The organism is Allobosea sp. 10N428 (assembly GCF_056394545.1).
The window spans coordinates 1,087,948-1,110,611 of sequence record NZ_JBFTIC010000001.1; the positions used below are offsets into that span (position 1 = coordinate 1,087,948).

The 22,664-nt window shown below is 66.8% G+C and carries 21 protein-coding genes; 8 read left to right on the top strand and 13 right to left on the bottom strand.

Annotated features, from left to right (window positions below):
* Positions 1-35 precede the first annotated feature (35 nt).
* Both ppdK and AC1DDA_RS05025 read right to left on the bottom strand, forming a co-directional pair.
* Positions 36-2,720: a pyruvate, phosphate dikinase gene (gene ppdK, locus AC1DDA_RS05020; protein ID WP_476794882.1), complete on the bottom strand. Its 2,685-nt coding sequence runs from the start codon at positions 2,718-2,720 to the stop codon at positions 36-38.
* 182 nt (positions 2,721-2,902) lie between these two features.
* The gene (locus tag AC1DDA_RS05025; protein WP_441510998.1) at positions 2,903-3,397 is read right to left on the bottom strand and encodes a YcgN family cysteine cluster protein; all 495 of its coding nucleotides are present in this window, start codon (positions 3,395-3,397) and stop codon (positions 2,903-2,905) included.
* A 242-nt stretch (positions 3,398-3,639) separates the two neighbouring features.
* On the opposite strand from AC1DDA_RS05025, the gene AC1DDA_RS05030 reads away from it, so the two are divergent.
* The 3 genes from AC1DDA_RS05030 (at position 3,640) to AC1DDA_RS05040 (ending at position 7,137) form a co-directional block, all read left to right on the top strand.
* The gene (locus tag AC1DDA_RS05030) at positions 3,640-5,859 is read left to right on the top strand and encodes a transglycosylase domain-containing protein (RefSeq protein WP_476794883.1); all 2,220 of its coding nucleotides are present in this window, start codon (positions 3,640-3,642) and stop codon (positions 5,857-5,859) included.
* 73 nt (positions 5,860-5,932) lie between these two features.
* Positions 5,933-6,508, top strand: coding sequence for a DUF1214 domain-containing protein (locus AC1DDA_RS05035; RefSeq protein WP_441510996.1), 576 nt, complete (start codon positions 5,933-5,935; stop codon positions 6,506-6,508).
* Positions 6,509-6,597: 89 nt separating this feature from the next.
* Positions 6,598-7,137, top strand: a complete 540-nt coding sequence (locus AC1DDA_RS05040) for a DUF1254 domain-containing protein (RefSeq protein ID WP_476794884.1) — start codon at positions 6,598-6,600, stop codon at positions 7,135-7,137.
* 19 nt (positions 7,138-7,156) lie between these two features.
* On the opposite strand, the gene AC1DDA_RS05045 is transcribed toward AC1DDA_RS05040, so the two are convergent.
* On the bottom strand, positions 7,157-7,954 hold the full coding sequence (locus AC1DDA_RS05045) for a hypothetical protein (protein WP_476794885.1): 798 nt from the start codon (positions 7,952-7,954) through the stop codon (positions 7,157-7,159).
* A complete protein-coding gene (locus AC1DDA_RS05050; RefSeq protein ID WP_476794886.1) occupies positions 7,951-8,169 on the bottom strand; it encodes a hypothetical protein in 219 nt (72 codons plus the stop codon). The genes AC1DDA_RS05045 and AC1DDA_RS05050 overlap by 4 nt, the downstream gene beginning before the upstream one ends.
* Positions 8,170-8,341: 172 nt before the next feature.
* Between AC1DDA_RS05050 and AC1DDA_RS05055 the strand changes: the two genes are divergently transcribed.
* Positions 8,342-9,478 carry a DUF2336 domain-containing protein gene (locus tag AC1DDA_RS05055; RefSeq protein WP_476794887.1) on the top strand — a complete coding sequence of 379 codons (1,137 nt, stop codon included), beginning with the start codon at positions 8,342-8,344 and terminating at the stop codon, positions 9,476-9,478.
* A gap of 9 nt (positions 9,479-9,487) precedes the next feature.
* Here AC1DDA_RS05055 and AC1DDA_RS05060 read toward each other — a convergent pair whose 3' ends face one another.
* From AC1DDA_RS05060 to AC1DDA_RS05070, 3 genes are read right to left on the bottom strand one after another with little or no spacing between them, the layout of a single operon-like run.
* Complete coding sequence (locus AC1DDA_RS05060; RefSeq protein WP_476794888.1) at positions 9,488-9,823, bottom strand: DUF1491 family protein; 336 nt, start codon at positions 9,821-9,823, stop codon at positions 9,488-9,490.
* 18 nt (positions 9,824-9,841) lie between these two features.
* Positions 9,842-10,435 (bottom strand): hypothetical protein, encoded by a 594-nt coding sequence (locus AC1DDA_RS05065; RefSeq protein ID WP_476794889.1) that lies wholly within the window; start codon positions 10,433-10,435, stop codon positions 9,842-9,844.
* Positions 10,436-10,449: 14 nt separating this feature from the next.
* Complete coding sequence (locus tag AC1DDA_RS05070; protein WP_476794890.1) at positions 10,450-12,252, bottom strand: sensor histidine kinase; 1,803 nt, start codon at positions 12,250-12,252, stop codon at positions 10,450-10,452.
* A 325-nt stretch (positions 12,253-12,577) separates the two neighbouring features.
* Between AC1DDA_RS05070 and AC1DDA_RS05075 the strand changes: the two genes are divergently transcribed.
* Both AC1DDA_RS05075 and AC1DDA_RS05080 read left to right on the top strand, forming a co-directional pair.
* Complete coding sequence (locus tag AC1DDA_RS05075) at positions 12,578-12,844, top strand: hypothetical protein (protein WP_476794891.1); 267 nt, start codon at positions 12,578-12,580, stop codon at positions 12,842-12,844.
* Between the two features lie 103 nt (positions 12,845-12,947).
* Complete coding sequence (locus AC1DDA_RS05080; protein ID WP_476794892.1) at positions 12,948-13,376, top strand: SufE family protein; 429 nt, start codon at positions 12,948-12,950, stop codon at positions 13,374-13,376.
* Between the two features lie 6 nt (positions 13,377-13,382).
* Here the strand turns inward: AC1DDA_RS05080 and AC1DDA_RS05085 are convergent, their stop codons facing one another.
* The 3 genes from AC1DDA_RS05085 to AC1DDA_RS05095 form a co-directional block, all read right to left on the bottom strand.
* The gene (locus tag AC1DDA_RS05085) at positions 13,383-14,180 is read right to left on the bottom strand and encodes a DUF6456 domain-containing protein (RefSeq protein WP_476794893.1); all 798 of its coding nucleotides are present in this window, start codon (positions 14,178-14,180) and stop codon (positions 13,383-13,385) included.
* Positions 14,177-14,542: a helix-turn-helix domain-containing protein gene (locus AC1DDA_RS05090; RefSeq protein ID WP_476794894.1), complete on the bottom strand. Its 366-nt coding sequence runs from the start codon at positions 14,540-14,542 to the stop codon at positions 14,177-14,179. Before AC1DDA_RS05090 ends, AC1DDA_RS05085 begins: the two co-directional genes overlap by 4 nt.
* 194 nt (positions 14,543-14,736) lie before the next feature.
* Positions 14,737-15,153: a Ros/MucR family transcriptional regulator gene (locus AC1DDA_RS05095; RefSeq protein WP_441511190.1), complete on the bottom strand. Its 417-nt coding sequence runs from the start codon at positions 15,151-15,153 to the stop codon at positions 14,737-14,739.
* A gap of 334 nt (positions 15,154-15,487) precedes the next feature.
* Here AC1DDA_RS05095 and AC1DDA_RS05100 point away from each other — a divergent pair, with 334 nt between their 5' ends.
* Positions 15,488-17,659: a S9 family peptidase gene (locus tag AC1DDA_RS05100; RefSeq protein ID WP_476794895.1), complete on the top strand. Its 2,172-nt coding sequence runs from the start codon at positions 15,488-15,490 to the stop codon at positions 17,657-17,659.
* On the opposite strand, the gene AC1DDA_RS05105 is transcribed toward AC1DDA_RS05100, so the two are convergent.
* Positions 17,660-19,012 (bottom strand): hypothetical protein, encoded by a 1,353-nt coding sequence (locus AC1DDA_RS05105; protein WP_476794896.1) that lies wholly within the window; start codon positions 19,010-19,012, stop codon positions 17,660-17,662.
* A gap of 288 nt (positions 19,013-19,300) precedes the next feature.
* On the opposite strand from AC1DDA_RS05105, the gene AC1DDA_RS05110 reads away from it, so the two are divergent.
* Positions 19,301-19,900 carry a superoxide dismutase gene (locus tag AC1DDA_RS05110; RefSeq protein ID WP_441510982.1) on the top strand — a complete coding sequence of 200 codons (600 nt, stop codon included), beginning with the start codon at positions 19,301-19,303 and terminating at the stop codon, positions 19,898-19,900.
* A gap of 67 nt (positions 19,901-19,967) precedes the next feature.
* Here AC1DDA_RS05110 and AC1DDA_RS05115 read toward each other — a convergent pair whose 3' ends face one another.
* Positions 19,968-21,653 (bottom strand): methyl-accepting chemotaxis protein, encoded by a 1,686-nt coding sequence (locus AC1DDA_RS05115; protein WP_441510981.1) that lies wholly within the window; start codon positions 21,651-21,653, stop codon positions 19,968-19,970.
* A gap of 120 nt (positions 21,654-21,773) precedes the next feature.
* Positions 21,774-22,607: a ChbG/HpnK family deacetylase gene (locus tag AC1DDA_RS05120; RefSeq protein WP_476794897.1), complete on the bottom strand. Its 834-nt coding sequence runs from the start codon at positions 22,605-22,607 to the stop codon at positions 21,774-21,776.
* Positions 22,608-22,664 lie beyond the last annotated feature (57 nt).

Consider the following 22,664-nt stretch of genomic DNA (forward strand, 5'->3'; position numbering starts at 1 on the left):
GCGAGCATGACGGCTTGTATCCCGCGCCTCCCGTCTCAACCATCCTTCGGCTTGATCGCGCCCAGCGCAGCCTGCGCTGCCGCGAGCCGTGCGATCGGCACGCGGAAGGGCGAACAGGAGACGTAGTCGAGGCCGACGCTTTCGCAGAAGCCGATCGAGGCCGGGTCGCCGCCATGCTCGCCGCAGATGCCGAGCTTGATGTCGGAGCGCGTCTTACGGCCCCGCTCGGCGGCGAGCTTCACCAACTCCCCGACGCCGTCCTGGTCGATGGTGACGAAGGGATCGGCGTCGAGCAGCCCCTTGGCGGTGTAGGAGCCAAGGAAGGAGGAGGCGTCGTCGCGGCTGATGCCAAGCGTCGTCTGCGTCAGGTCGTTGGTGCCGAACGAGAAGAACTCGGCGCTCTCAGCGATCTCGGCGGCGCGCAAGGCGGCACGCGGCAGCTCGATCATGGTGCCGACCTGATAGTCGATCCTGGTGCCGCTCTCCTCGATCACGGCCTTGGCCATGGCGTCGATGCGGCCCTTGACCAGATCGAGCTCGGGCTTGCCCATGACGAGCGGAACCATCACCTCCGGGATCACCGGCTTGCCGGTTTCCTTGGCGGCGATGACGGCCGCCTCGAAGATGGCACGGGCCTGCATCTCGGCGATTTCGGGGAAAGCCACCGCCAGACGGCAACCGCGGAAGCCGAGCATCGGGTTGAATTCGTGCAATTCGGCGGCGCGCTGCCGCAACGCATCGGAGCTGACGCCGAGCGCCGCGGCGACCTCGGCAATCTCCTTCTCGCCATGCGGCAGGAATTCGTGCAGCGGCGGGTCGAGCAGGCGGATCGTGACCGGCAAGCCGCTCATGATGGTGAAGAGCTGGACGAAGTCCTGGCGCTGCACCGGCAGGAGCTTGGCGAGCGCGGCGCGCCGGCCCTTGTCGTCCTGGGCGAGGATCATCTCGCGGACGGCCTGGATGCGGTTCTCGTCGAAGAACATGTGCTCGGTGCGGCAGAGCCCGATGCCCTCGGCGCCGAACTCGCGGGCCGTCTTGGCGTCTTCCGGCGTCTCGGCATTGGCGCGGACCTTGAGGCGGCGGACCTTGTCGGCCCAGCCCATCAGCGTCGCGAACTCGCCGGAGAGCTCCGGCTTCTGCATCTTGACCTCGCCGAGCAGCACCTGGCCGTTGCCGCCGTCGATGGTGAGGAAATCACCGGCCTTCAACGTGGTCGGGCCGATCGAAAGCGTGCCCTTGGCGTAGTCGACGCGGATCTGGCCGGCGCCGGAGACGCAGGGCTTGCCCATGCCGCGCGCCACGACCGCCGCATGCGAGGTCATGCCGCCGCGCGTGGTCAGGATGCCTTCGGCGGCGTGCATGCCGTGGATGTCCTCCGGCGACGTCTCGACGCGCACGAGGATGACCTTGCGGCCGGCCTTCTTGGCGGCTTCAGCGTCGTCCGAGTTGAAGACGATTTCGCCCGCGGCAGCGCCGGGCGAGGCCGGCAGGCCGGTGGTCAGCACGCGGCGCTCGGCCTTGGGGTCGATGGTCGGGTGCAGGAGCTGGTCGAGGGCAGAAGGCTCGACGCGGCCGACCGCCTCCTCCTGCGTGATCAGCCCCTCGGTAGCCAGTTCGACCGCGATCCTCAGCGCCGCCTTGGCGGTGCGCTTGCCGGACCGGGTCTGCAGCATCCAGAGCTTGCCCTCCTGGATGGTGAACTCCATGTCCTGCATGTCGCGATAGTGCTTTTCAAGGATGCCGTAGATGCGGACGAGCTCCGCATAGGCCTCCGGCATCTCCTTCTCCATCGAAGGTTTGTCGGAGCCCGCCTCCTTCTTCGCCACCTCGGTGATGTCTTGCGGCGTGCGGATGCCGGCGACGACGTCCTCGCCCTGGGCATTGATCAGGAACTCGCCATAGAGCGCGTTCTCGCCGGTCGAGGGATTGCGGGTGAAGGCGACGCCGGTCGCGGAGGTGTCGCCCATATTGCCGAACACCATCGACTGGACGTTGACCGCCGTGCCCCAGGAGGCCGGGATGCTGTTGAGCTCGCGATACTTGATGGCGCGGGCGTTCATCCAGGAGGAGAAGACGGCGCCGACAGCGCCCCAGAGCTGCTTTTGCGGGTCCTGCGGGAAGTCGGCGCCGAGCGCCTTCTTCACGATCTCCTTGTACTTGCCGACCAGCACCTTCCAATCGGCGGCCTTGAGGTCGGTGTCGAGGTGCAGGCCCTTGCGCTCCTTGTAGTCCTCCAGCGCTTCCTCGAAGAGGCCGTGGTCGATATCGAGCACGACGTTGGAATACATGGTGATGAAGCGGCGATAGCTGTCCCAGGCGAAGCGCTCGTCATTGGCGGCCTTCGCAACCGCCTCGACCGTCTCGTCGTTGAGGCCGAGATTGAGGACGGTGTCCATCATGCCCGGCATCGAGGCGCGCGCGCCGGAGCGGACGGAGACGAGCAGCGGGTTGGCGGGATCGCCGAAGGTCTTGCCGGTGAGCTTGGCCATGCCGTCGAGCGCGGCCTTGACCTGCCCGTCGAGATCGGCCGGGAAGCTCTTGCCGTTGTCGTAATACGAGGTGCAGACCTCGGTGGTGATGGTAAAGCCAGGGGGAACCGGCAGGCCCAGATTGCTCATCTCGGCGAGGTTAGCGCCCTTGCCGCCGAGCAGGTTCTTCATCCCGGCCTCGCCTTCGGCCTTGCCGTCGCCGAAGGTGTAGACCCACTTCCCACCAGCCATCACTTCAACCTCTTGGTTTGCAGCCGGACGCAGCAACGCCGCGGCGATGCGAAAGTTTCGTGTGCATGCCGTCGGTGCCCTGGCGGCCCCGGCGGCGGGATGGGGCGGTCATGCCCAAAAGCACCTGAACAATCAATGAGCAGGTGCAATAAAATGCCCGGCAGCGCACAAACGCCGATGCTTCACTTCGCCTTGCCGCGCGCAGCGCGAGGCCAGCGCAACGGCCAATTGACGATGCGCTCGGCGACCTCCTCTTCCGGGACCTCGTCCTCCGAGGCGAAGACGCGGCCGCGGACGGATACGCCCGCCGCCACCACCGTTTCGTGATCCCCGGAAACGAGAGGATGCCACCAGGGCAGATCCTTGCCTTCCGCGACGAGGCGATAGGCACAGGTCGGCGGCAGCCAAGGGAGCGTACGCACGTCGTGCGGCGTCAGCGTCACGCAGTCCGGCACCTTGAGCGAACGGTTCGGATAGTCCTTGCAGCGGCAGGTTCCAGCGTCGAACAGCCGGCAGCCGACGTCGGTCGCGAAAATCCGGCCGGTGTCTTCGTCCTCCAGCTTGACGAGGCAGCAGCGGCCGCAGCCGTCGCAGAGCGATTCCCACTGCTCCACCGACATCGCCTCGAGCGAGGTGGTGCGCCAGAACGGCTCGTCTTTCGGCTGCTTCAGCGTCATGGCGGGCTTATGCGCCGCCGCGCGCCAAGATGGAAGAGCGCCGCGTTGGCGGCAGCTCCCGTATCATGATGGGACAACGGCAGTGGCTCGCTTCCTGCTCGCGGGACAGGATTCTTTGCGCCCGTCCCTTATCTGGAGATGGCGCGTAACTATGTGTCCATTCTCGGGCGCAATGCTGTTGCCAAGGCGATCATCGCGCGGCAGGACTGTGCCGGGGGCCATTCGGGAAGCCTGGAACGGCCATGGAGTTCAGGAAGGCGGGCTGGAAGACGCGGCTGAAGCGCTATGCGCTCGCTGCCGATTCATGGCTCGATGCCAGCCTGTGGGGCGCCGGCCGCCGCGCCGGAGACATCTACGAGCGCATCCGCAGCCAGGCCGACCGCCTGACCGTCACCGGCTTCAAGCGCGTCGCGGCCGAGTTCGCCAGCGAAGGGCTGAATATCGGCATCGTCGGCGCCCTCATCCTGCTGATGCTCGCCCTGCCCGCCTTTCGCATCGGCAATGAGGAAGCCCTCAGGAACCAGGTCCTCGCCGTCACCTTCCTCGACCGCTACGGCCAGCCGATCGGCCATCGCGGGGCGCGTCACGACGACTCCCTCAAGCTGGAGGAGATGCCCGACCATCTGCTCAAGGCCGTGCTGGCGACCGAGGACCGCCGCTTCTACGACCATTTCGGCATCGACGTGATCGGTACCTTCCGGGCGTTGCTGGTCAACACCCGAGCTTCGGGCGTGGTCCAGGGCGGCTCGTCATTGACCCAGCAGCTCGCCAAGAACCTCTTCCTCAACAACGAGCGTTCGCTCGACCGCAAGATCAAGGAAGCCTTCCTGGCGCTGTGGCTGGAGGCCCGGCTAAGCAAGAACGAGATCCTCAAGCTCTATCTCGACCGCGCCTATATGGGCGGGGGCACCTTCGGCGCCGCGGCGGCAGCCGAATACTATTTCGGCAAGTCGGTGAAGGACGTTTCGCTGGCCGAGGCAGCGATGCTGGCCGGCCTGTTCAAGGCGCCGACGAAATACGCGCCGCATGTCAATCTGCCGGCCGCTCGCGCGCGCGCCAACGACGTGCTCAACGCCATGGTCGATGCCGGCTTCATGACCGCCGGCCAGGTCGACAGCGCCAAGCGCAATCCGGCGACGCCGGTCGATCGCAAGCGCGATTCCAGCCCCGACTACTATCTCGACTGGGCCTTCGACGCGGTGAAGGAGCTCGTTGCGGAGGGCAAGCTCGGGCCCGACCGCGTTCTGCTGGTGAAGACGCCGCATGATTCCGCGATCCAGGCACGCGCGGACGAAGCGATCGAGACGGTTCTGCGCCAGCATGGCCCGGCCTATCGCGTCAAGCAGGCCGCGACCGTGGTCATGGATCCTGACGGGGCGGTGCGCGCCATCGTCGGCGGCCGGGACTACGGCGCGAGCCAGTTCAACCGGGCGACGGCGAGCCAGCGGCAGCCCGGCTCCTCCTTCAAGGCCTATGTCTACGCAGCAGCGCTCTCGACTGGGCTCTACAAGCCGACGACCATGGTCGTCGACCGACCGGTCTGCATCGGCAACTGGTGCCCGAACAATTACGGCCGCTCCTATGCCGGGTCGATACCGCTGACCGTCGCGCTGGCGAAATCGATCAATACCATCCCCGTGCAGATGTCGATCGCCATCGGCCGCGCCACCGGCGAGACCCATGAAGCGCGCGCCGCCGCCATCGGCCGCAAGAAGATCGTCGAGACCGCCCACGCCATGGGCCTGACCACGCCATTGACCGACACGGTCTCGCTGCCGATCGGCGCGGCCGAGGTCACCGTCATCGACCAGGCGGCGGGCTATGCCGTCTTCGCCAATGGCGGCAAACGGGCGAAGCCCTATGCCGCCATCGAGATCGCCAACTCGCAGGGCGAGGTGATCTACCGCCACGACCGGGACGAGCCACCGCCCAAGCAGGTGCTGAGCGCGCAGGTGGCGCAGGACATGAACTTCATGCTCTCGAAAGTGCCGACCGAAGGCACCGGCCGCCGCGCGGCGCTGGATGGCGTGGTGACGGCCGGCAAGACCGGCACCACCAACGGCTATAAGGACGCCTGGTATGTCGGCTACTCCGGCAACCTCGTCGCGGCCGTCTGGTTCGGCAACGACAACTCGGCCGAGACCGCCAACATGACCGGCGGCTCGCTGCCGGCGATGACGTTCAAGGAGATCATGCAGTTCGCCCATCAGGGTCTCGAACTGAAGCCGATTCCGGGCGTGCCAACCACCGATCCCAAGGCTCTGGTCGTCGCCAAGGCAGCAGCCGCGCCGGATGCCGGCCAGCAGCCGGGGCCCGGCGCCGGGCACATGCCGCGGCAATCCTTCGAGGTGCTGTCGGCTGTCGGCTCGCTGTTCAAGACGATCGAGCGATCGCGCGTGGCCGGCAAGCCGGTGCAGGTCGGCATCCGCGAGGTCTCCGGGGCCGACACGCGGCTGCGCTAGGCGCAGAAGGTTGACGAGCCGGATTCACACGGGTCAATTCGCGCGAGGGGCATCACGCCAGCGGAAGGCAAGCGTGCGGATTCTCGATCTCGCCTATATCCTTGCGCTCGGAGCCGGACTCGGCCTCGGCTCCGCGCATTGGGCCGTGGCCGGCCGGCCCGCTCTCGGCAAGGTCGAGGTCGGGGCGTGGATGGCTTGGCCACGCAGCGGCGGACGCGACATCGACCCCTATATGCGCGCCTATCTCGCCCGCGGCGTCCATCTGCCGCTGGGCTCGGGCGAAGGGCTAGAGCTCATCGCCGAGCGCGACGACGACGGACAGCTCCTCGACGGGCGCTGCCGCTACCAGATCTCCGGTGCCACGCCGACGACGCGCGGCTGGACGCTCGGTGTCACCGATATCGACGGGCTGCCCTTCCGACTGCCGCTGGAACGCACGAGCTTCACGGATTCCGAAATTGTCCGTCCCGAGGACGGACAATTGTCGATCGCGGCCGCAGCAACGCCGGTCGCAGGCAACTGGCTTCCCCTGCCGGCGAGCGGGCGCTTCCAGTTCCGCTTACGCCTCTACGATACTCCGATCTCCAGCCAGACCGGCGAGACGCGGGCCACTAACCTGCCCCGCATCGCACGCCTCGACTGCCGATGAGCGCGATCGGACACGACGTGGCGACGCCCCCCGTCCCATCAGCCGCAACATGGAGAGCCCGGCTGCGCAGCGGCGTCGTGCGCCTTGTCATGACCACGTTGGCCGGGCTGATCCTTGCCGCCATCGTGCATATCGTCACCATCCTGGCCTTGCCCTCGCTGTCCTTGCACGATGCCGCGCACGCCTATCGTGAACTCGGCACCAATGGCCGTGCCGAACTCATCCCGGCGCCCGGCGATGCACGCGGGCTGCCGGCACTGCGCGAAGCCGATCCCGATGTCGTCACGGCGATCTGCAGCTATGACCTCTCCAACGGGCCGATGCGCGTCGTCGCCAGGACCGGCTTTCTGCCGCTCGGCCTGACCCTGCACCGCCAGGGCGGCGGCGTGATCTACGCGATCACCGACCGGGCGGCGATCCGCGGCGTCCTCGAATTCCTGGTCATGACGGAAGCCCAGCGCGACGAGCGCATCGCGGCCGACGAGGAGGGTGAAACCAGCCGGGAGCTGCGTATCGTCTCCGATACCGATCAGGGGCTGATCGCGGTGCGCGTCCTCGTTCGGCTGCCCTCTGACAAGGCCGACGCCGAGGCGCTCGCGACCGGGGTCGAATGCGGGATGGCGAACTGAGCGAACCCCGGCCGGAAAACTAGCCCTTGTAGACCACGGGCCGCTTGCCCTCACCGAAAGTGCCGTTGAGCGGCATCTGGCAGAGCGGCGCGGACTCGGCCGCCAGCGCCATGATCGCACGTTCGGCCCGGACCGCCTCCCGCGAAGGCATCTCGACGACGAGATTGGTCAGGGCGTAACGATAGCTCCTGATCCGGAAATCCAGGCGCTCGCAGACCCAGTAGACCAGTCCCTCGTTCTCGATCACCCGCGCCATGGCCGGCTCAACCTTGCCGGGAGCGACATCCGGCGATCCCTCGGCGGCCCGCATGCGGACCCGGTCCATGGAGACGACGCGCATCGCGTTGGCCCGAAACGGGCCGACCAGCAGGCGGTCGGCATTCGCGTCTTCCGCGAGGCGGTTATAGCGCGAGGCCTGCGAGGCGAAGGACACCGAAGTCAAGCCGCGGAAGTAGTCCGAAACGTCGTTCGACTGCGCCGCGACCGGCAGGATGCGGCTATGCGCGAAATTCGATATCTCGCCCTGGAAGACGCTGTGCGGGCTGGCGGGCATGACGAAGCGCCAGGCGCGATCGCGCAGTTGCTCCTCGTCATCGGTCAGGCGGAAATAGGACGCTGCCTCGCCTCGCGACGCCGCGGCGAAGAACCCGCTCTCCGGCGCGATGAGCTGCGACCAGACCGTCGGCCGCGGGCGACCGAGATCGCCGTCGGTCGCAGTGCAAGCGGTGAGGACAAGCGCGGAAGACAGCGCCAGTGCGGCAATGGCCGGGGACGGCGGTCCGGCCGGCAGCGCTTGATCGGGTAGACGTCGTCTCACGCGGGCTGCCTGTGATCCATCTTGCTTGCCGCCTTGCGCGGGCGCCGCGCGGGCCGCGCCTTTGCCGAGGAAGTCTTGGCCTTAAGCGGAGAGGTCTCGGCAGGCCGCTCGTAGCGCACGCCGGTGAAGAACAGGATTTCCGCCACGCGTCGCGGAAACGGGCAGGACCGCGCCTGCGGATAGCGATAGAGCGCGAAGGGGATGATGACGGTCATGCAGCGCCTCCTATCCAGCGCCCGAGTTGCAATCGCGAGAGCCGTCCTGGTGCGCAAGGCCGCACCCTTTGTCGCAGGCCCTCAAAGCCATCAGGCTCCAGCATGGTTAACGTGGCCTTAATGCCTCGGGGATAATCTGAGCGAACACGTCGGATTCGCAGCCGAGCCAAGCATGCCTGCCCGTATTTCCCAGGAACTCGCCGATCTTGCCCGCCTCGCCCGCGACGGCGACCTCGGTCTCAGCCAGGTCTCGCTGCGGGTGAAGGCTGACCTGCTGATGTCGACCCAACAGCCGCCGCAGGAGGATCTGGCTGCCTTCAGCGAGATGGCGGCGATGCTGATTCCGACCATCGACGAGCCGACCGCGCTGATCCTGGCGCGCAAGCTCGCAGGCTGGCAGCATGCGCCGCTCGCGGTGCTGACAGCGCTGGCCGCCCGTGGCGGCGCGGTTCTGATCGAGATGCTGCGTCACGGCATGCCGCTTTCGCCCGTCGAGCTCGAACGGCTCGCCGAGACCGGCGATACGGCGATGCGTAGCGCGCTCGCTGTCCGCCAGGACCTCACCAATACGGCAGTCCTGCTGCTGGTTTCCGAAGCAGATCGCGCCATCGATCTTACCCTTATCGGCAATCGGGAGGCGCCGCTGCCTCGCGCCGCCGTCGACACGCTGGTCGCGCGCTCGCGGATCGATCCGTCCTATCAGCTCGGCCTTCTCGCACGGGAAGACCTGTCCAATCTCGAACTCGCACCGCTGTTCCTGCGCGCAGGCACGGTGCGCCGCCTCGCCATTCTCGAATCGCTGATGGCGCGCGAGGCCTTGCATCCGAGCGAGCGGCGGCCGGCGGTCGCCAGCTCGACCTTTGCCGACTGGCTCGTCCTTGCAGGCGAAGACCGCGCGAGTGCATTCGCCGCGGTCGCCGGGCATCTCGGCGGCGACGCGCCGCTCGCTGCTGCGATTGCGAGCGATGCCTCGCGCGATCTTGCGGCTCTGAGCCTTATTGCCAGCGGAGCGCGCGTCGAAGACGCAACGCGCTTCCTGATCCGCCTCGGCGACGAGACGGCGCATTCGGTCGAACGGATCTTCGCGCTGGTCGAGCTGATGCGCCTGGTCAAGCCATCGATCGCGTTTCGGCTGGCGATGCTGATCGCCGGCGTGCAGCCGGTGTCCGCACCGCAGCGCAAAGGCCAGCACCAGCCGGCGATGGACCCGAGCGGGACGCCGAGCCGGCCCGGCGCGGCCCGCCCGGACGTTCAGCTCGGCCTCGCCGACGTTCTCGGCCGGATCGGTTCGAAGCGTGAGCGGGGCTGAGAGAAGGGGCTAGCTCTCGGCAAGCTTGAGGCGCGGATCGCCGGTCCGGTTCTCGATCTCGACCAGCCAGAGATCGCTGTCGAAGCGCAGCTCCTTGTCGACCCGATCCTCAACCGTGAGCGGATCGGCATCGATCAGGAGCTGGAAGCGACGCTCGCCGTCATCCTCGGCCAACGATTGCGGCGCCGGCCCATAGAGGGCGGCCTTGCCGTCGAGGCGATCGAGCTTGACGAAAATCGCACCGGCCTCCCGCGCGCCCCGCCGGCGCAGCACCGCCACGAGTCCATCGAAGGCGGCCTGCCGAAGGTAGGCCGAGACCCAGAAATCGCTGGTCAGGCGCGCCATCGCCCGGCGCCGCCCGGCTCAGTTCTCGGCCGATCGGCGCGGGGCGGCAGCGGAGCGGGAAGCCGCGCCCTTGACGTCGGCCGGCGGGCGAAGGTCGCCACCGTTGATGAGGTCGGCAATCGGGTCGCGAAGCGGGGCCGCCTTGGGCACCGAAGTCGTCGCCGACTGCGCCGTGCGCGGCTGGCTGGCGACCGGGGCCGGCGGACGCGGCGCCGCCTCGCGCACCGGTTGCGCGCTCGAAAGATCGGCCGGCCGCGCCGGCGGCCGCGACGGTGCCGCCGCCGGCGTCGCAAGCGGAGCCGGTGCAGTGTCCGGGATCGACGCGGGGGCCGGCTCGGCGCGGCGCTCGGCCGCCGCGCGGGGCGGGGCGGCCGGTGCAGCCGAGAGCATCGGCGCCGGATGGCGCGCCTTCTGGAACATCAGCGCATTGGCGACGATCGCACAGGAAACGATGCCGAAGGCGAGAAGCAGGATCGCCCGGCCCGGCCGCCGTCCGACTGTGCGGCCGATCCGCCCGAGCCAGGAGGATTTGCGACGCGCCGGCTGCGCGCGCCGAACCGGGGCGGACAGGGAAGCGCTGGAATGGGCACGGGCGGCCATGGTCACGGACATCGGTCAGCTCGGTTTCAGGCGGTCAGACGGAGTGGTTCTTTGGTTTCGAGCCCCTTCCGCGGGGCGCGCGCGAAAGTGACGATCTTGGCCAGCGGCTCGACGGCTTCAGAGCAGCCGACCGGCAGCCGGATCGAGACCCGCGTGCCGACGCCGAGAGCGCTCTCGACAGTCATGCGCCCGCCATGCAGGCCGACCAGGCCACGGACGACCGAGAGGCCAAGGCCGGTGCCCTCATGGTTGCGGTCATAGGCGCCCTTGACCTGGAAGAAGGGATCGCCCAGCCGCGGCAGGTCCGCAGCCCCGATGCCGATGCCGGTATCGGAAACGGACAGGTCGATCATATCGCCGTCGCGGACGATGGCGAGCATGACGCGCCCGCCTTCCGGCGTGAACTTGATTGCGTTCGACAGCAGGTTCAGCACGACCTGCTTCATTGCGCGCCTGTCGCCCTCGATCGGCGGAAGAGCCGGGCCCGCGACACGGTCGAGCGCAACGCCGCCGTTCTGGGCGCGCAGTGCCATCAACGTGCAGCAATCACGGGCAAGCTCGGCAAGGTCGAGCGGGTCCCGCTCGATCTCCATCGCGCCGCTCTCGATCTTCGAGATGTCGAGCAGGGTATTGACGACTTCCAGCAGGTGGTGGCCGGATGCATGGATGATCCGGGCGTATTCGAGCCGCTTGGCCGCATCGATCCAGCCGTTCTCCTCGGTCCCCAGCATCTCGGAGAAGCCGATGATGGCGTTCAGCGGCGTGCGCAGCTCGTGGCTCACAGTCGCCAGGAACTGCGCCTTGACGTCATTCGCCCGCAGGGCTTCGGCGTGGCCGCGGTCGCGCTCGTCGTCGGCCGCCCGGCGCGCCGTGACGTCGCGCATCACGCAGACCACGGCTGCTCCGTCCCTCCCCTCGGCCTCCCCGGTGCGATAGGCCTGCATTTCCAGCCAGAGCGAGACTGGCCGCCGATTCTCGCCCTCCCGCGGGACGAAGAGCGTGCGGAAGCAGGCGGTCGCCGCGCCATCGCCGTGGGCGGCATCGCTGAGCGCCTTCAGAAAGAGCGGCCGATCCGCGACATGCACGCGATCGAGCAGGCCGCGCCCCAGCAGTTCGCGCGGCTCCGCGCCAGCGAGAGCGCGCGCGGCGGCATTCGCAAAGACGACGGAACCGTTGGCGTCATGCCAGGTCACGAGATCGCCGACATGATCGAGAAGGAGCTGCGCCCGCGTATCCGCCGCGCGGTGCGCGCGGCGCTCGGCATCGCGCCGGCGCAGCATGATCGCGGTCACGATCAGCACCTGCGCCAGGGCCACGATGACCAGCATCGACATTGCTTCGCTCGTCCAGACGGCAGGCCCGGCCAGGAGGCCGAGATGCTGCAGGCCGATGGCGGCCAGCAGCGCCGCAACGGCCACCCAGCCCGCCCTCAGGACGAAGTCGCGCGAGCCGAAAAAGGCCGCCTCGACCGGAACGACGACGAGCCACAGCAGCAACGGTGAAGACAGGCCGCCGGTCGCACCGGCGAGCGCGATGATGAAGAGCGACAGAGCCGCCGACGAGATCAGGTGCGCGATGTCGAGCCGGCCGGTGCGGGAGAGCAGCACGACGGCCAGGACGGGAAGAGCGGCGGCCACAACCATGACTGCCTCGAAAGCGCCGAGCGCGCCGCGCCAGGCAAGATAGGCTGGTGCAAGGCTGAGCGCGCCGCCTCCGACGAGCAGACGCGACAGAACGAAGCGCTCGTGGCGCAAACGTTCAGCCGGGTTCGACCGCACCGATGCATGCACCAATGCCGCCGCCTGTGTCCTCAGTGCTGTGATCGCCATACGGAACGCAACGCCTAAAACTCTGCGGACCACCCGTCCGCGTCACGCATCTCGCCATGCGCGGTTTAAGCGGGACTTAAGGCGCAAGCTCCCACATACTCCACAGGAAGCGGAAAAGCAGAATTATCCCAAATCTTTCATGGCCTTAACTGAAATTCTGACGTTTCCGCGTCGATATTCGATGTTCGCAGCAGGGTGAATGGAACCTGAAGATCGGCTGTGGCATTCGACTCGCATTTGAGCGTTCGGAATGACGCGTTTTTTCCGGATCTCTGCCTAATCTCGCTTGTCCGGTGCCGAAGGCGCATCGGCGATGGAGATCGAGATGGCTCACTTCCTGCGCAAGGTCGCGATCATCGGGCTGATCGCGGTGAACTCTCCGGTTCACGGCAACAAGCCCGCCGAGACGACGCTGCCGCAGACCGTCCGTCACGCCGTCGAAAGCGCCCAGGCGAGCGCGCGCAACGCTGCCGGTAGCCTCACGGCCGCGCGCGAAGCGGCGGAGATTCTCGCCGGCCTCGACCCGGCGCTGCGCGAGCGCATCCTGAATACCGCAATGACGACCGCGACCGCCAGGCCGGCGACGCGCTAGCAACACACAGAGAGGCCGGGCTTTACGCGCTTGACGCGGAACTCCCCTCGCGGGAAGAGGTCGCGCGCCCTATCTGAAGGGAACAATCGCGGCCAGGCAGGACATGACAGCAAGCCTCGACGATATCGTCGCCAATTTCGAGCTGCTCGACGAGTGGGACGACCGCTATCGTTACCTGATCGAGCTGGGCAAGAGCCTTGAACCGCTGTCCGAAGCCGCACACAACGATGCCAACAAGGTGCGGGGCTGTGCTAGCCAGGTCTGGCTTGAAGCGCGGCGTGAGGGCGGTCCCGGTCCGCAGACCCTGCTGCATTTCCGCGGCGACAGCGACGCCCATATCGTGCGCGGGCTGGTCGCGCTGGCGCTGGCGATCTTCTCGGGGCGGCCTGCGTCCGAGGTTCTCGCAACCGATGCCTTCGCCATCTACGAGCGGCTGGGCCTTGCCGCCCATCTCACGCCGCAGCGCTCGAACGGCGTGCGCGCGATGATCGACCGGATCAAGCGCGACGCCGGCGCTGCCGCGGCAGTCTGAGCGGCGTCATTCGGCCGCTGCCGGAAAGAGAGCTGGACGAGAGTCCGCAGCCTGCCAGCTTCTGAGGCCGGCCGGCCGCGCAGGGCGAGCCAGCCCGTAATGCGTCGCCAGCGTCGCCAACGCGATGCGGAGCACGACCTTGGCCGAACGCGCCGGCCAACGTCGCTCCCTCTCGACCAGATCGAGCCCCTTGAGAAAGCCACAGATGTCGATGACCAAGCCAGACAGCTCCGGCCCCAGCTTGTCGCAGGCCAGCCTGACCCGCTGACGGGCCGCGAGCGAAGTATCGGACGCGCCCGCCGCGTCGCGGGCCCCGGGGCCCCGCTGTTCCGGCGTCAAGGCGGCGTCCCAGTTCATCGTCGTACGCGGCAGCATCTGGGCCAGCGTAATGTCGGCTCGAAAACGTTCGCCGGCCGCGAATTCCTCGTCAGTCACTTGCGGCTTCCCGTCCTTCCCCGAACGGCGATATAGCCAGAGCAACGGACTCTCGCGCTCATCCAGCAGGGGGCGGCTCGGATCAATGGCCTGGGGGGCGATATCCTCAGCCGGTCGGTGAGCCTCCGCTTCCCCACAGAGGGCGAGCCTTGCAGATTTGCCCGCGCCGCTCCAGCCGACGAGACCATCGGCGATCAGCGCGGTGGCGACTTCCGCCGAGGCGTAGCCCGCGCCCAGGCTGGCACCTCTCGCCTCCCGATAAAGCGCAATGCGTCCGCATCCCAACGGAGACGCAATCGCATAGCATCCAGGCTGCGCGAGGTGCCGGAGCAGCCGCTGCCGCTCGTTGCGATCCTGTCCAGCGGTCATCGGCGCGCCTCCCCTGCCCGGCATTCCAGCCTGTGCATCACAGCCAGGAGCGCGGCTTCGAGCGCGTTGAGCCCGCATTCGAGGCGCAGATCGTCGCGGCGGTCCTCGACCAGAGCGCAAGCATGCCGCACCGTCGTCCGATCGCGGCCAAAGCAAGCGCCCACACGCGTCAGGCTGAGGCCAAAGGTGACATGGGCAAGATACATCGCCACCTGCCGCGCCAACGCCACCTGCTGGCGGCCACGCGTGGCGCCGCGCAGAGCGGCGAGAGGAACGCGTGCCAGCCCGGCAACCGCGGCCTCAGCCAACCGCGCCCCTGCCGTGGCGCGCAGGGAAGCCTCACTCTCAGCATGAATGTTCATGATATGTTCCTATTTCCGGTCGACGCTCGCCGCTGTCGAAATAGGATTATATTCTTAAATCCAGGCTGACAAGCCTTGGCGGCACGCTATCCCCGGCTCCTGCCACGGGCTGACAGGTATGAAAAAAGCCGCCGGGTGCCCGGCGGCTTCCTCTTTGCCAGATCGTCTGGCCAGCAGACTGGCCGGATGGCGGCTCAGCGGCGCTTCCGGCGCTGCTGACCGAGGCCCATCTTCTTCGCGAGCTGCGAGCGCGCCTCGGCATAGTTCGGCGCAACCATCGGGTAGTCCGGCGGGAGGCCCCACTTCTCGCGATACTGCTCCGGCGACATGTTGTACTGCGTCCGCAGATGTCGCTTCAGCGATTTGAACTTCTTTCCATCCTCAAGGCAGATCAGGTAGTCGGCCGTGATGGACTTCTTCACCGGAATGGCGGGCTTCGGCGCCTCGACCTGAACAACCGGGGCGGCCCCGCCGATGACGCGATTCAACGCAGAATGAACTTCGCTGATCAGAGCAGGTAGTTCAGATGCAGGCACGGAATTGTTCGAAACATAAGCGGAAACGATATCCGCCGTCAGCTCGATGTAATCCGATCCCTCGTTTTCGGTCATGGCGATGTCACTCCTTATCATTCTTGGCAGCAGTTTTTTCTGAGGATCGCCCGTTTTGCTCTGCCTGTTTTCTGACCAAACTTTGCGATAGCGGATCAAGCACTACCGCGCCCAGAATCGGACAACGCGGACTGATCGAGATAAGCGTTTAGTCCATGCCGACTATTCATGCAAGAGAACAATTCCCAACAATTGAAATTCTGGAAAGCTCTATAATTCAACCCCTGCGCGAGTTCATTTCATTGCACCGCAAAATCAAACACACGATTCCGCAGGCATCTTGCCAGGGCTTGCGCCGCTCTCTACCTGTCGCCGCCCCTATCGGAGAATTCCCATGCGCTCGGATCAGCATCGTCAGGCTCGCGGCACGCCGCCATCCCGCCGCGGCGGCCGGCCGAAGGCGCCAAGGGCCGAGATCAGGCCCAAGGAGACCGTCGTTCATGGCGTGCCCCTGCGCGACGACTATGATTGGCTGCGGGCAGCGAATTGGAAAGACGTCCTGCGCAGCCCCGATGCATTGCCAGCCGACATCCGGGAATATCTTGAAGCAGAAAACGCCTATTGCAAGAAGCTGATGGCGCCGACGCGCGCGCTGCAACGCGATCTCGTCAAGGAAATGCGCGGGCGGATCAAGGAGGACGACTCCAGCGTACCGCAGCCGGACGGTCCGTTCCTCTACTATTCACGCTACCGCAAAGGCGCGGAGCATCCTCTGATCTGCCGGCGTGCGCGCGGTCCGTCAGATCAGCGGAAGGCGACGCGCGAACAGATCATGCTCGACGCCGACGCATTGTCCGAAGGGAAGGACTTCTTCGACCTTGGCGATACCGCGCACAGCCCCGACCACAAGCTGCTTGCCTGGAGCGCCGATGAAGCCGGCTCGGAATTACATACGATCCGCATCCGTAACCTGGAGAGCGGTGCGGATCTGCCCGATCAGGTCGAGGATACAACCGGTGACATCGTATGGGCGAATGACTCGCGCTCGTTCTTCTATGTCGCGCTGGATGCTGATCATCGTCCGTCGCGCGTGCTGCGCCATCGCCTGGGCACGCCCGGCAGCGCGGACGAACTGCTGCATGACGAAGCGGATGCCGGCATGTTCGTCGATATCGACCGGACGCAGTCCAGCCGTTTCCTGCTGATCACCATCAGCGATCACGAGACGTCCGAGACGCGCGTGGTCGATCTCGACAAGGACGACGCCAAGCCTGCCCTGATCGCGCCGCGTCTCGTCGGGCGGCAATACGCGCTCGAGCATCATGGCAACGACTTCCTGATCCTGACCAATGCCGACGACGCCGAAGACTTCAAGATCGTCAGCGCGCCCCTCTCCGGGCCCGCGCCGGAGAACTGGCACGATCTCGTGCCGCACAGGCCGGGGCGGCTGATGCTGAGCCATGTCTGCCTGAAGGGGCGCCTGGTCCGGCTGGAACGCGAAGACGGGCTGCCCCGCATCGTCATCCGCGATCTCGCCAACGGAGTGGAGAGCAGCATCGCCTTCGACGAGGAGGCTTATGGCCTGGGCATGGACCCCGGCTACGAGTTCGACACGGATACGCTGCGGTTCATCTACGCGTCGATGGCCCGGCCGGCCGAAACCTACGACTACAACCTCGCCACCGGCGAGCGGACCTTGCTGAAGCGGCAGGAAATTCCGTCCGGCCATGACCCCGCCACGTACAAGGTGCGCCGCATCTTCGCGACGGCCAAGGACGGCGAGCGCGTGCCGATCTCAATCCTGCACCGCGTCGACACGCCACTCGACGGCTCCGCGCCATGCCTCCTCTACGGCTATGGATCCTATGGCTCGGCGATGTCGGCTTCGTTCCGGACACGGCCGCTCAGCCTGGTCGATCGCGGCTTCGTCTATGCGATCGCCCATGTTCGCGGCGGCACGGACAAGGGTTGGCGCTGGTATCTCGACGGCAAGCGCGAGAACAAGCGCAATACTTTCACCGACTTCATTGCTGCGGCGGAGGCTCTGGCCGAAGCGGGCTTCACCAGCCGCGGCCGCATCGTGGCCGAGGGCGGAAGCGCTGGTGGCATGCTGATGGGCGCGATCGCCAACATGGCGCCGGAGCTCTTCGCCGGTATCGTGGCGGAGGTGCCCTTCGTCGATGTGCTCAACACGATCCTGGACGACACCCTGCCGCTGACGCCGCCGGAATGGCCGGAATGGGGCGACCCGATCCGCGACGTGCAGGCCTTCGAGACGATCCGCAGCTATTCACCCTACGACAACGTGACGGCGCAGAGTTACCCGCCGATCCTCGCCATGGGCGGATTGACCGATCCGCGCGTGACTTATTGGGAACCCGCGAAATGGGTGGCGAGACTGCGGGCCACGATGACCGGCGGCGGACCGATCATGCTTCACACCAACTTGGAAGCCGGCCATGGCGGCGCTGCAGGCCGCTTCGACTCCCTGAAAGAGACGGCGCTGGCCTATGCCTTCGCAATCCAGACGGTTGGCGAAGGCTGGCCGGGCGCCGGTGATGCCTGATCACATGCCCAACCGGCTCTTCTCGCTGGCGAGATAGACTTTGAGCTCGTCCATCGAGGCGAAGCTATATTCGCCGTCGGGGGTGCGCGCCCGGATCGAGCCGTCGGCATAGATGGTGAAATGGGCGTCGCCGACCTGATAGGCGCCGACGACGCCTTCATCGGAAGCGGCTCGCTCCGGCGCGGCAGCCTGATCGGCTTCCGCCTCGTCTCCGACGGCCTCAGCGTGCGTGGCGGGCGCCGTCTGTGCGCCTTCGCCCGGCGCGGCATCTTCCAGAGCGTTTTCGGAGTGAGGTTCGGGATCGGGCTCCACTGCTGCCGGCTCAGGAGCAGAAGCAAACTCCGGCGCCTCCGTCCGCGGTGGCCATGGCAGCGAAGCGGCCTCGGCAGTGGCTTCCTCCGCCGGCGCCGGCGTCTCGAACCATGGCTCCTTGCGGGGCGAGGCCTTGTCCATCCAGGCTTCCGCCTCAGCGAAGGGATCGGTTTCTGGTTCGAGTCTCGGCTCGACCCGGAGACCGGGCTGGGCGGGTTCGTTCAGGTGGCCGGCCAGGCTCTCGCGCAACGCGCTGAACTCGTCGAGATCGGCATCGCGTTCGGCAGGCTTGCCCTCGTCCTGCCCAGCCGGGGGCGTCGTCTCGTGCTCCGGCGAAGGCCCGGCATCAATGTGAGCCGGCTCGACCGCATGCGCCAGCGCCTCATCCTCGCCCATCGGCTGGATCTTCGCGGCGACGATTTCAGCCGGCTCATGGCTCTCCGTCTCGATCGCAATCGGAGCGTCCTTCGGCTCTTCGGCATGCCCGGACGAGATTTCCTCGAACATGTCGGGGAGCGGCTCCGCAGGCTCCGGGGACGCAGCGTCCCCTTCGCTGCCATGCGGCGGCTCCGTCTCTTCGAGACGCTTTGCCACGAGTGCTCCGAACAGGTCCCGATCCTGAGGCAACGGACGCTCGGCGGCAGACGCCGCCGGCTCCCGCGCCACGAGCGCATCGGCCACCGCGCCGGCAGCGACGGCGCCGGCCGCAGCCCCAACCGCCGCGGGCACGATCGCCGACTGCTTCGCGATGCGCTCCTCGCGCGCAGCCTCCCAGGGCGCGCGGACGGGCTCGGCGGCAGCCGGCGCCTGGTGCGCTTCCGCGCGCATCTGCGCGCCTTCCGCCAGCGACCGCTTGAGCGCGACAACCTCGCGCAGCACCCAGGCAAGCGACAGGAGGATAAGCCCGGTGCCGCTTGCGATCGTACCGATGATGACCTGGGTGAAGCCGCGTTCGAGGACCAGATAGGGCCAGCCGTCATAGATGGCGTAGACGCCGCCGCCGAAAAGAACGAAGCCCAGAACGGTAAATATCGCGATCAATTTCGCATCCTTGGCATGAGCCGCGCCGGCGCTGAAGTGACGCAAAGCCGTGCGACTATCTAACGTATTGAATAAGGGAGAGTTTCCAATCCGGACCGCTTAGGCGCAGGAAATTGGCGCGATTGTGGCCGCCTGTCGAGAAGACATGCGCATTTCGCCGTGGAAGCGGTTGTCGGCCGGCACCGGGAGGCTTAACTATCGCGTGGAATGGCAGGGCCTCCCTGCCCCCGTCCGTCGACGGCAAGCCATTCTCATTCAAGCGATTTTCATAGCCCAAGGAGAGGCCTCATGTCTTTTACTCTTCCTGATCTGCCCTACGCTCATGATGCTCTCCAGCCCTTCATGTCGAAGGAGACGCTCGAGTATCATCACGACAAGCACCATCTCGCTTACGTGACCAACGGCAACAACGCGATCAAGGGCACGGAATTCGAGGGCAAGTCGCTCGAGGAGATCGTCAAGGGCTCCTACGGCAAGAACCCGGCCGTCTTCAACAACGCCGGCCAGCACTACAACCACCTCCATTTCTGGAAGTGGATGAAGCCGAATGGCGGCGGCAAGGTGCCGGGCGCGCTCGAGAAGGCGATCGTCGATTCCTTCGGTTCGGTCGACAAGTTCAAGGAAGACTTCGTCGCGGCCGGCATCGGCCAGTTCGGCTCGGGCTGGGCCTGGCTAGAGGTCAAGGGCGGCAAGCTCGCCGTCAGCAAGACCCCGAATGGCGAGAGCCCGCTCGTCCACGGCGCCACGCCGATCCTCGGCGTCGACGTCTGGGAGCACTCCTACTACATCGACTATCGCAACCGCCGCCCGGACTATCTCAAGGCCTTCCTCGAAAGCCTGGTGAACTGGGAGTATGTCGCGGAACTCTACGACGCCGCCAAGGCCTGACTGTCGGCAAGCCCAAATGCAGACGGGGCCTCGCGGCCCCGTTTTTTATAGCGGGTCCTGCGGCCGTTCAGGATGCGACGCTGCGCAGGAATTGGTCGACCGTCGAATCAAGACGCTGGGCCTGAGACGAAACCTCGCTGGCGGCGCCGCGCACCTGTTCGGCCGAGCGCCCGGTTTCCTCGACGCTATCGGCCAACACGCTGAGATCGCTGGAAACCGAGAGCGAAGACGAACTCGCCATCGCAACGCCACTGGCGATCTCGCCGGTAGCGATCGCCTGCTGCTCGATCGAGGTGGCGACCGAGTTTGCGAACTTCTCGATCGCATTCATGCGCTCGGCGATGTTCTGGATCGCACCGACGACCTGGCCAGTGGCGCCCTGGATGGCGGCGACCTGGGCAACGATGCGGTCGGTCGCGTCCGCGGTCTGCGCCGCAAGCGACTTCACTTCGGAGGCGACGACGGCAAATCCCCGCCCTGCCTCACCGGCGCGCGCAGCTTCGATGGTGGCATTGAGCGCCAGCAGATTGGTCTGCGAGGCGATGTCACGGATCAGGTTGACGACCTCGCCGATCGCACGCGCCGTCTCGTCGAGTTCACGCACGGAACCCGCCGTATCGCGCGAGGCCGAAGCCGCCTCGACGATCTCGGTGCGGACCCGCCGCACCTGGAATTCAACTTCCCGGATAGCCGCACCCATCTCTTCGGCTGCCTGGGCAGCGTTCTCGACGTTCCCGGAAGCACCATGGGCGTTGTCGGCAGCGCGCGCAGCGCGCTGCGAAGATTCCGCCGCGACCCGTGCAAGACCGTCGGACGCCTCGCGCATCCGCTCCGCATTGTTCTTGAACGCTTCGAGTGCGAGCCCGACCTCGCTCCGGAACGAGGTGATGGCCATGTCGACGCCCTGCTGGCGCGCGCGCTGCTCATCCTCAGACGCGCTCTGCTTCTCCTGCAGCGTCGCACGCTCGGCGAGACGAACCTTGAGCACGCCGAGCGCACGGGCGATCGCGCCGATCTCGTCGCGCCGTTCCAGCGCATCGATGGGTGTGTCCAGCTTGCCGTCGGAAATGCTGACGATGGATTTCGTCATGCTGCGCAGGGGGCGCATCGTCCGCGACAGCGAGATCCATAGCAGAGGCCCGAGCACGACCAGAATGAGAAGGCCGAGCCCAATGGTGACGAGCTGCTCCCAGGCGGCGCGTGCCACGAGCCGGGTCTTGTCGAAGCGCAAGGCGACATAGCCGATCAGCTTCTGCTGGCCGCCAACGCGCACGGCATGGATTTTGGTCACGAAGACGTCGTCTTCGATTGCGATCTCGTCGCGGCCTTCCAAGGCCTTCCAGGGCTCCTGGCCGACGGCGGCGGTCAACCAGCGAGGTGTCAGCGCGAGACGCGCCTCCTCGGTGCGCCCCGCCGATGCCAGAGCGGACAGATCGTCCCCGACCACGCCGGCGTCGAAATCGGGGTCGCGGCGCAACGAGTTCAGGATGTAGCCGAGGGTGTTCGTGTCGCGCGACAGGATGAGCGACGGTGCCGCATTGACCACCATGAGGGTCAGCGCCGTGACCTTCTGATCGAGATCGGCGCGGGTGCGTGCATCGTTGTAGCGCGCGATCGCCATGACGACGAGGACGACCGTCACCGCGACGATCGCAACGGCGGCAGCGGCGATCTTTCGGCTGAGCGAACCCAGGTCCCGCCCGATCGGCTGCGCCAACTCGCCCGCAACCGAGGCGCGTCTGAACCACGTCATCGCCCCGAACATCCTCGAAATCCGGCGCGCGCATTTTGCGGCAGCACGCCAAGCCAATCCTCCGGCAACATTGGCCGATGCGGGTAAACAAATCGCTTGCGCGTCGGCCCGGAACGCCTGTCAGCCCGCCAGTTCGTGGAAGCGTCGCAACGGCATGTCCGGCGGCGGTTCGAAGGCGGCCAAGGCGGCATGCTCGATGGGCCGCGTCGCGGTGACCGGGTCGAGCCCCGCCAGTTCGGCATCGACGAAACCGGGATGGCACATGACGAGATGCACCTTGCCGGGCTTGATCAGAAAGCGGGCGAGGTCAGCGCTGAAATCGCGATGCGGATCGAAGGGTGCCACGCCCGCGAAGCCGGAGTTGACGCGCAACTCTCGCCTGAGCACCGCGCTGCGGAAACCCGCCGCAAGCCCGGCGATGACGAGCGCCTTGCCGACCGCAACGCCGCGCGCACGGATTGCCGCGATCCGATCGGCCGGATCGCGTACGTAGAGCGAACCCGCGGGATAGCGCCGGGCCAGCAAATCGAGCAGCGCCCGCCGGACGCCTGGCAAGACGTGAACATGCTGGTGACCATCGACGAAGTCCGGCGGGCGGCCCATCGCATCCTCGAAAGCGTCGAGCTGTCGCGCGATCTCGCTGGCGATCTCGGCCCTGACCACGCCCGAGACCGCAGCGGCCCGCGCGACATCCTTCAACCCCGGCAGGGCGCCGCCGGGTGCAAGGCGCGGCATGGCGGCGATCGGCGCGGCGCAGGTCAGGTTCAGATGCAAGCCGAGATCGGCCGTGCCGGCGAAAGCGGCGAGCTCCGGCGCCAGCCGGCGCCAGTGCGGGCGATTGGTCATGGCGCCGGTGGCGGTGAGCCTGCCGCGCGCCAGCAGATCCAGAATCGCCCGGCTGACGCCCTCGGTCATGGCGAAATCGTCGGCGCAGAGGATGAAGCCTTTCGCCATGCCGTTTGTTGTCCCTCGTTCAGCCGGATCGCGGTATAGCGCGGCGGGCTTGTCGGC

Excerpts from the sequence above, each read along its gene's own strand:
- AC1DDA_RS05115 (WP_441510981.1), bottom strand. The coding sequence starts at position 21,653 with ATGACGTGGTTCAGACGCGCCTCGGTTGCGGGCGAGTTGGCGCAGCCG.
- AC1DDA_RS05025 (WP_441510998.1), bottom strand. The coding sequence starts at position 3,397 with ATGACGCTGAAGCAGCCGAAAGACGAGCCGTTCTGGCGCACCACCTCG.
- AC1DDA_RS05080 (WP_476794892.1), top strand. The coding sequence starts at position 12,948 with ATGACAGCAAGCCTCGACGATATCGTCGCCAATTTCGAGCTGCTCGAC.
- AC1DDA_RS05100 (WP_476794895.1), top strand. The coding sequence starts at position 15,488 with ATGCGCTCGGATCAGCATCGTCAGGCTCGCGGCACGCCGCCATCCCGC.
- AC1DDA_RS05075 (WP_476794891.1), top strand. The coding sequence starts at position 12,578 with ATGGCTCACTTCCTGCGCAAGGTCGCGATCATCGGGCTGATCGCGGTG.
- AC1DDA_RS05095 (WP_441511190.1), bottom strand. The coding sequence starts at position 15,153 with ATGACCGAAAACGAGGGATCGGATTACATCGAGCTGACGGCGGATATC.
- ppdK (WP_476794882.1), bottom strand. The coding sequence starts at position 2,720 with ATGGCTGGTGGGAAGTGGGTCTACACCTTCGGCGACGGCAAGGCCGAA.
- AC1DDA_RS05060 (WP_476794888.1), bottom strand. The coding sequence starts at position 9,823 with ATGGCGCGCCTGACCAGCGATTTCTGGGTCTCGGCCTACCTTCGGCAG.
- AC1DDA_RS05065 (WP_476794889.1), bottom strand. The coding sequence starts at position 10,435 with ATGTCCGTGACCATGGCCGCCCGTGCCCATTCCAGCGCTTCCCTGTCC.
- AC1DDA_RS05070 (WP_476794890.1), bottom strand. The coding sequence starts at position 12,252 with ATGGCGATCACAGCACTGAGGACACAGGCGGCGGCATTGGTGCATGCA.
- AC1DDA_RS05110 (WP_441510982.1), top strand. The coding sequence starts at position 19,301 with ATGTCTTTTACTCTTCCTGATCTGCCCTACGCTCATGATGCTCTCCAG.
- AC1DDA_RS05120 (WP_476794897.1), bottom strand. The coding sequence starts at position 22,607 with ATGGCGAAAGGCTTCATCCTCTGCGCCGACGATTTCGCCATGACCGAG.
- AC1DDA_RS05090 (WP_476794894.1), bottom strand. The coding sequence starts at position 14,542 with ATGAACATTCATGCTGAGAGTGAGGCTTCCCTGCGCGCCACGGCAGGG.
- AC1DDA_RS05040 (WP_476794884.1), top strand. The coding sequence starts at position 6,598 with ATGACCACGTTGGCCGGGCTGATCCTTGCCGCCATCGTGCATATCGTC.
- AC1DDA_RS05050 (WP_476794886.1), bottom strand. The coding sequence starts at position 8,169 with ATGACCGTCATCATCCCCTTCGCGCTCTATCGCTATCCGCAGGCGCGG.
- AC1DDA_RS05085 (WP_476794893.1), bottom strand. The coding sequence starts at position 14,180 with ATGACCGCTGGACAGGATCGCAACGAGCGGCAGCGGCTGCTCCGGCAC.
- AC1DDA_RS05030 (WP_476794883.1), top strand. The coding sequence starts at position 3,640 with ATGGAGTTCAGGAAGGCGGGCTGGAAGACGCGGCTGAAGCGCTATGCG.
- AC1DDA_RS05055 (WP_476794887.1), top strand. The coding sequence starts at position 8,342 with ATGCCTGCCCGTATTTCCCAGGAACTCGCCGATCTTGCCCGCCTCGCC.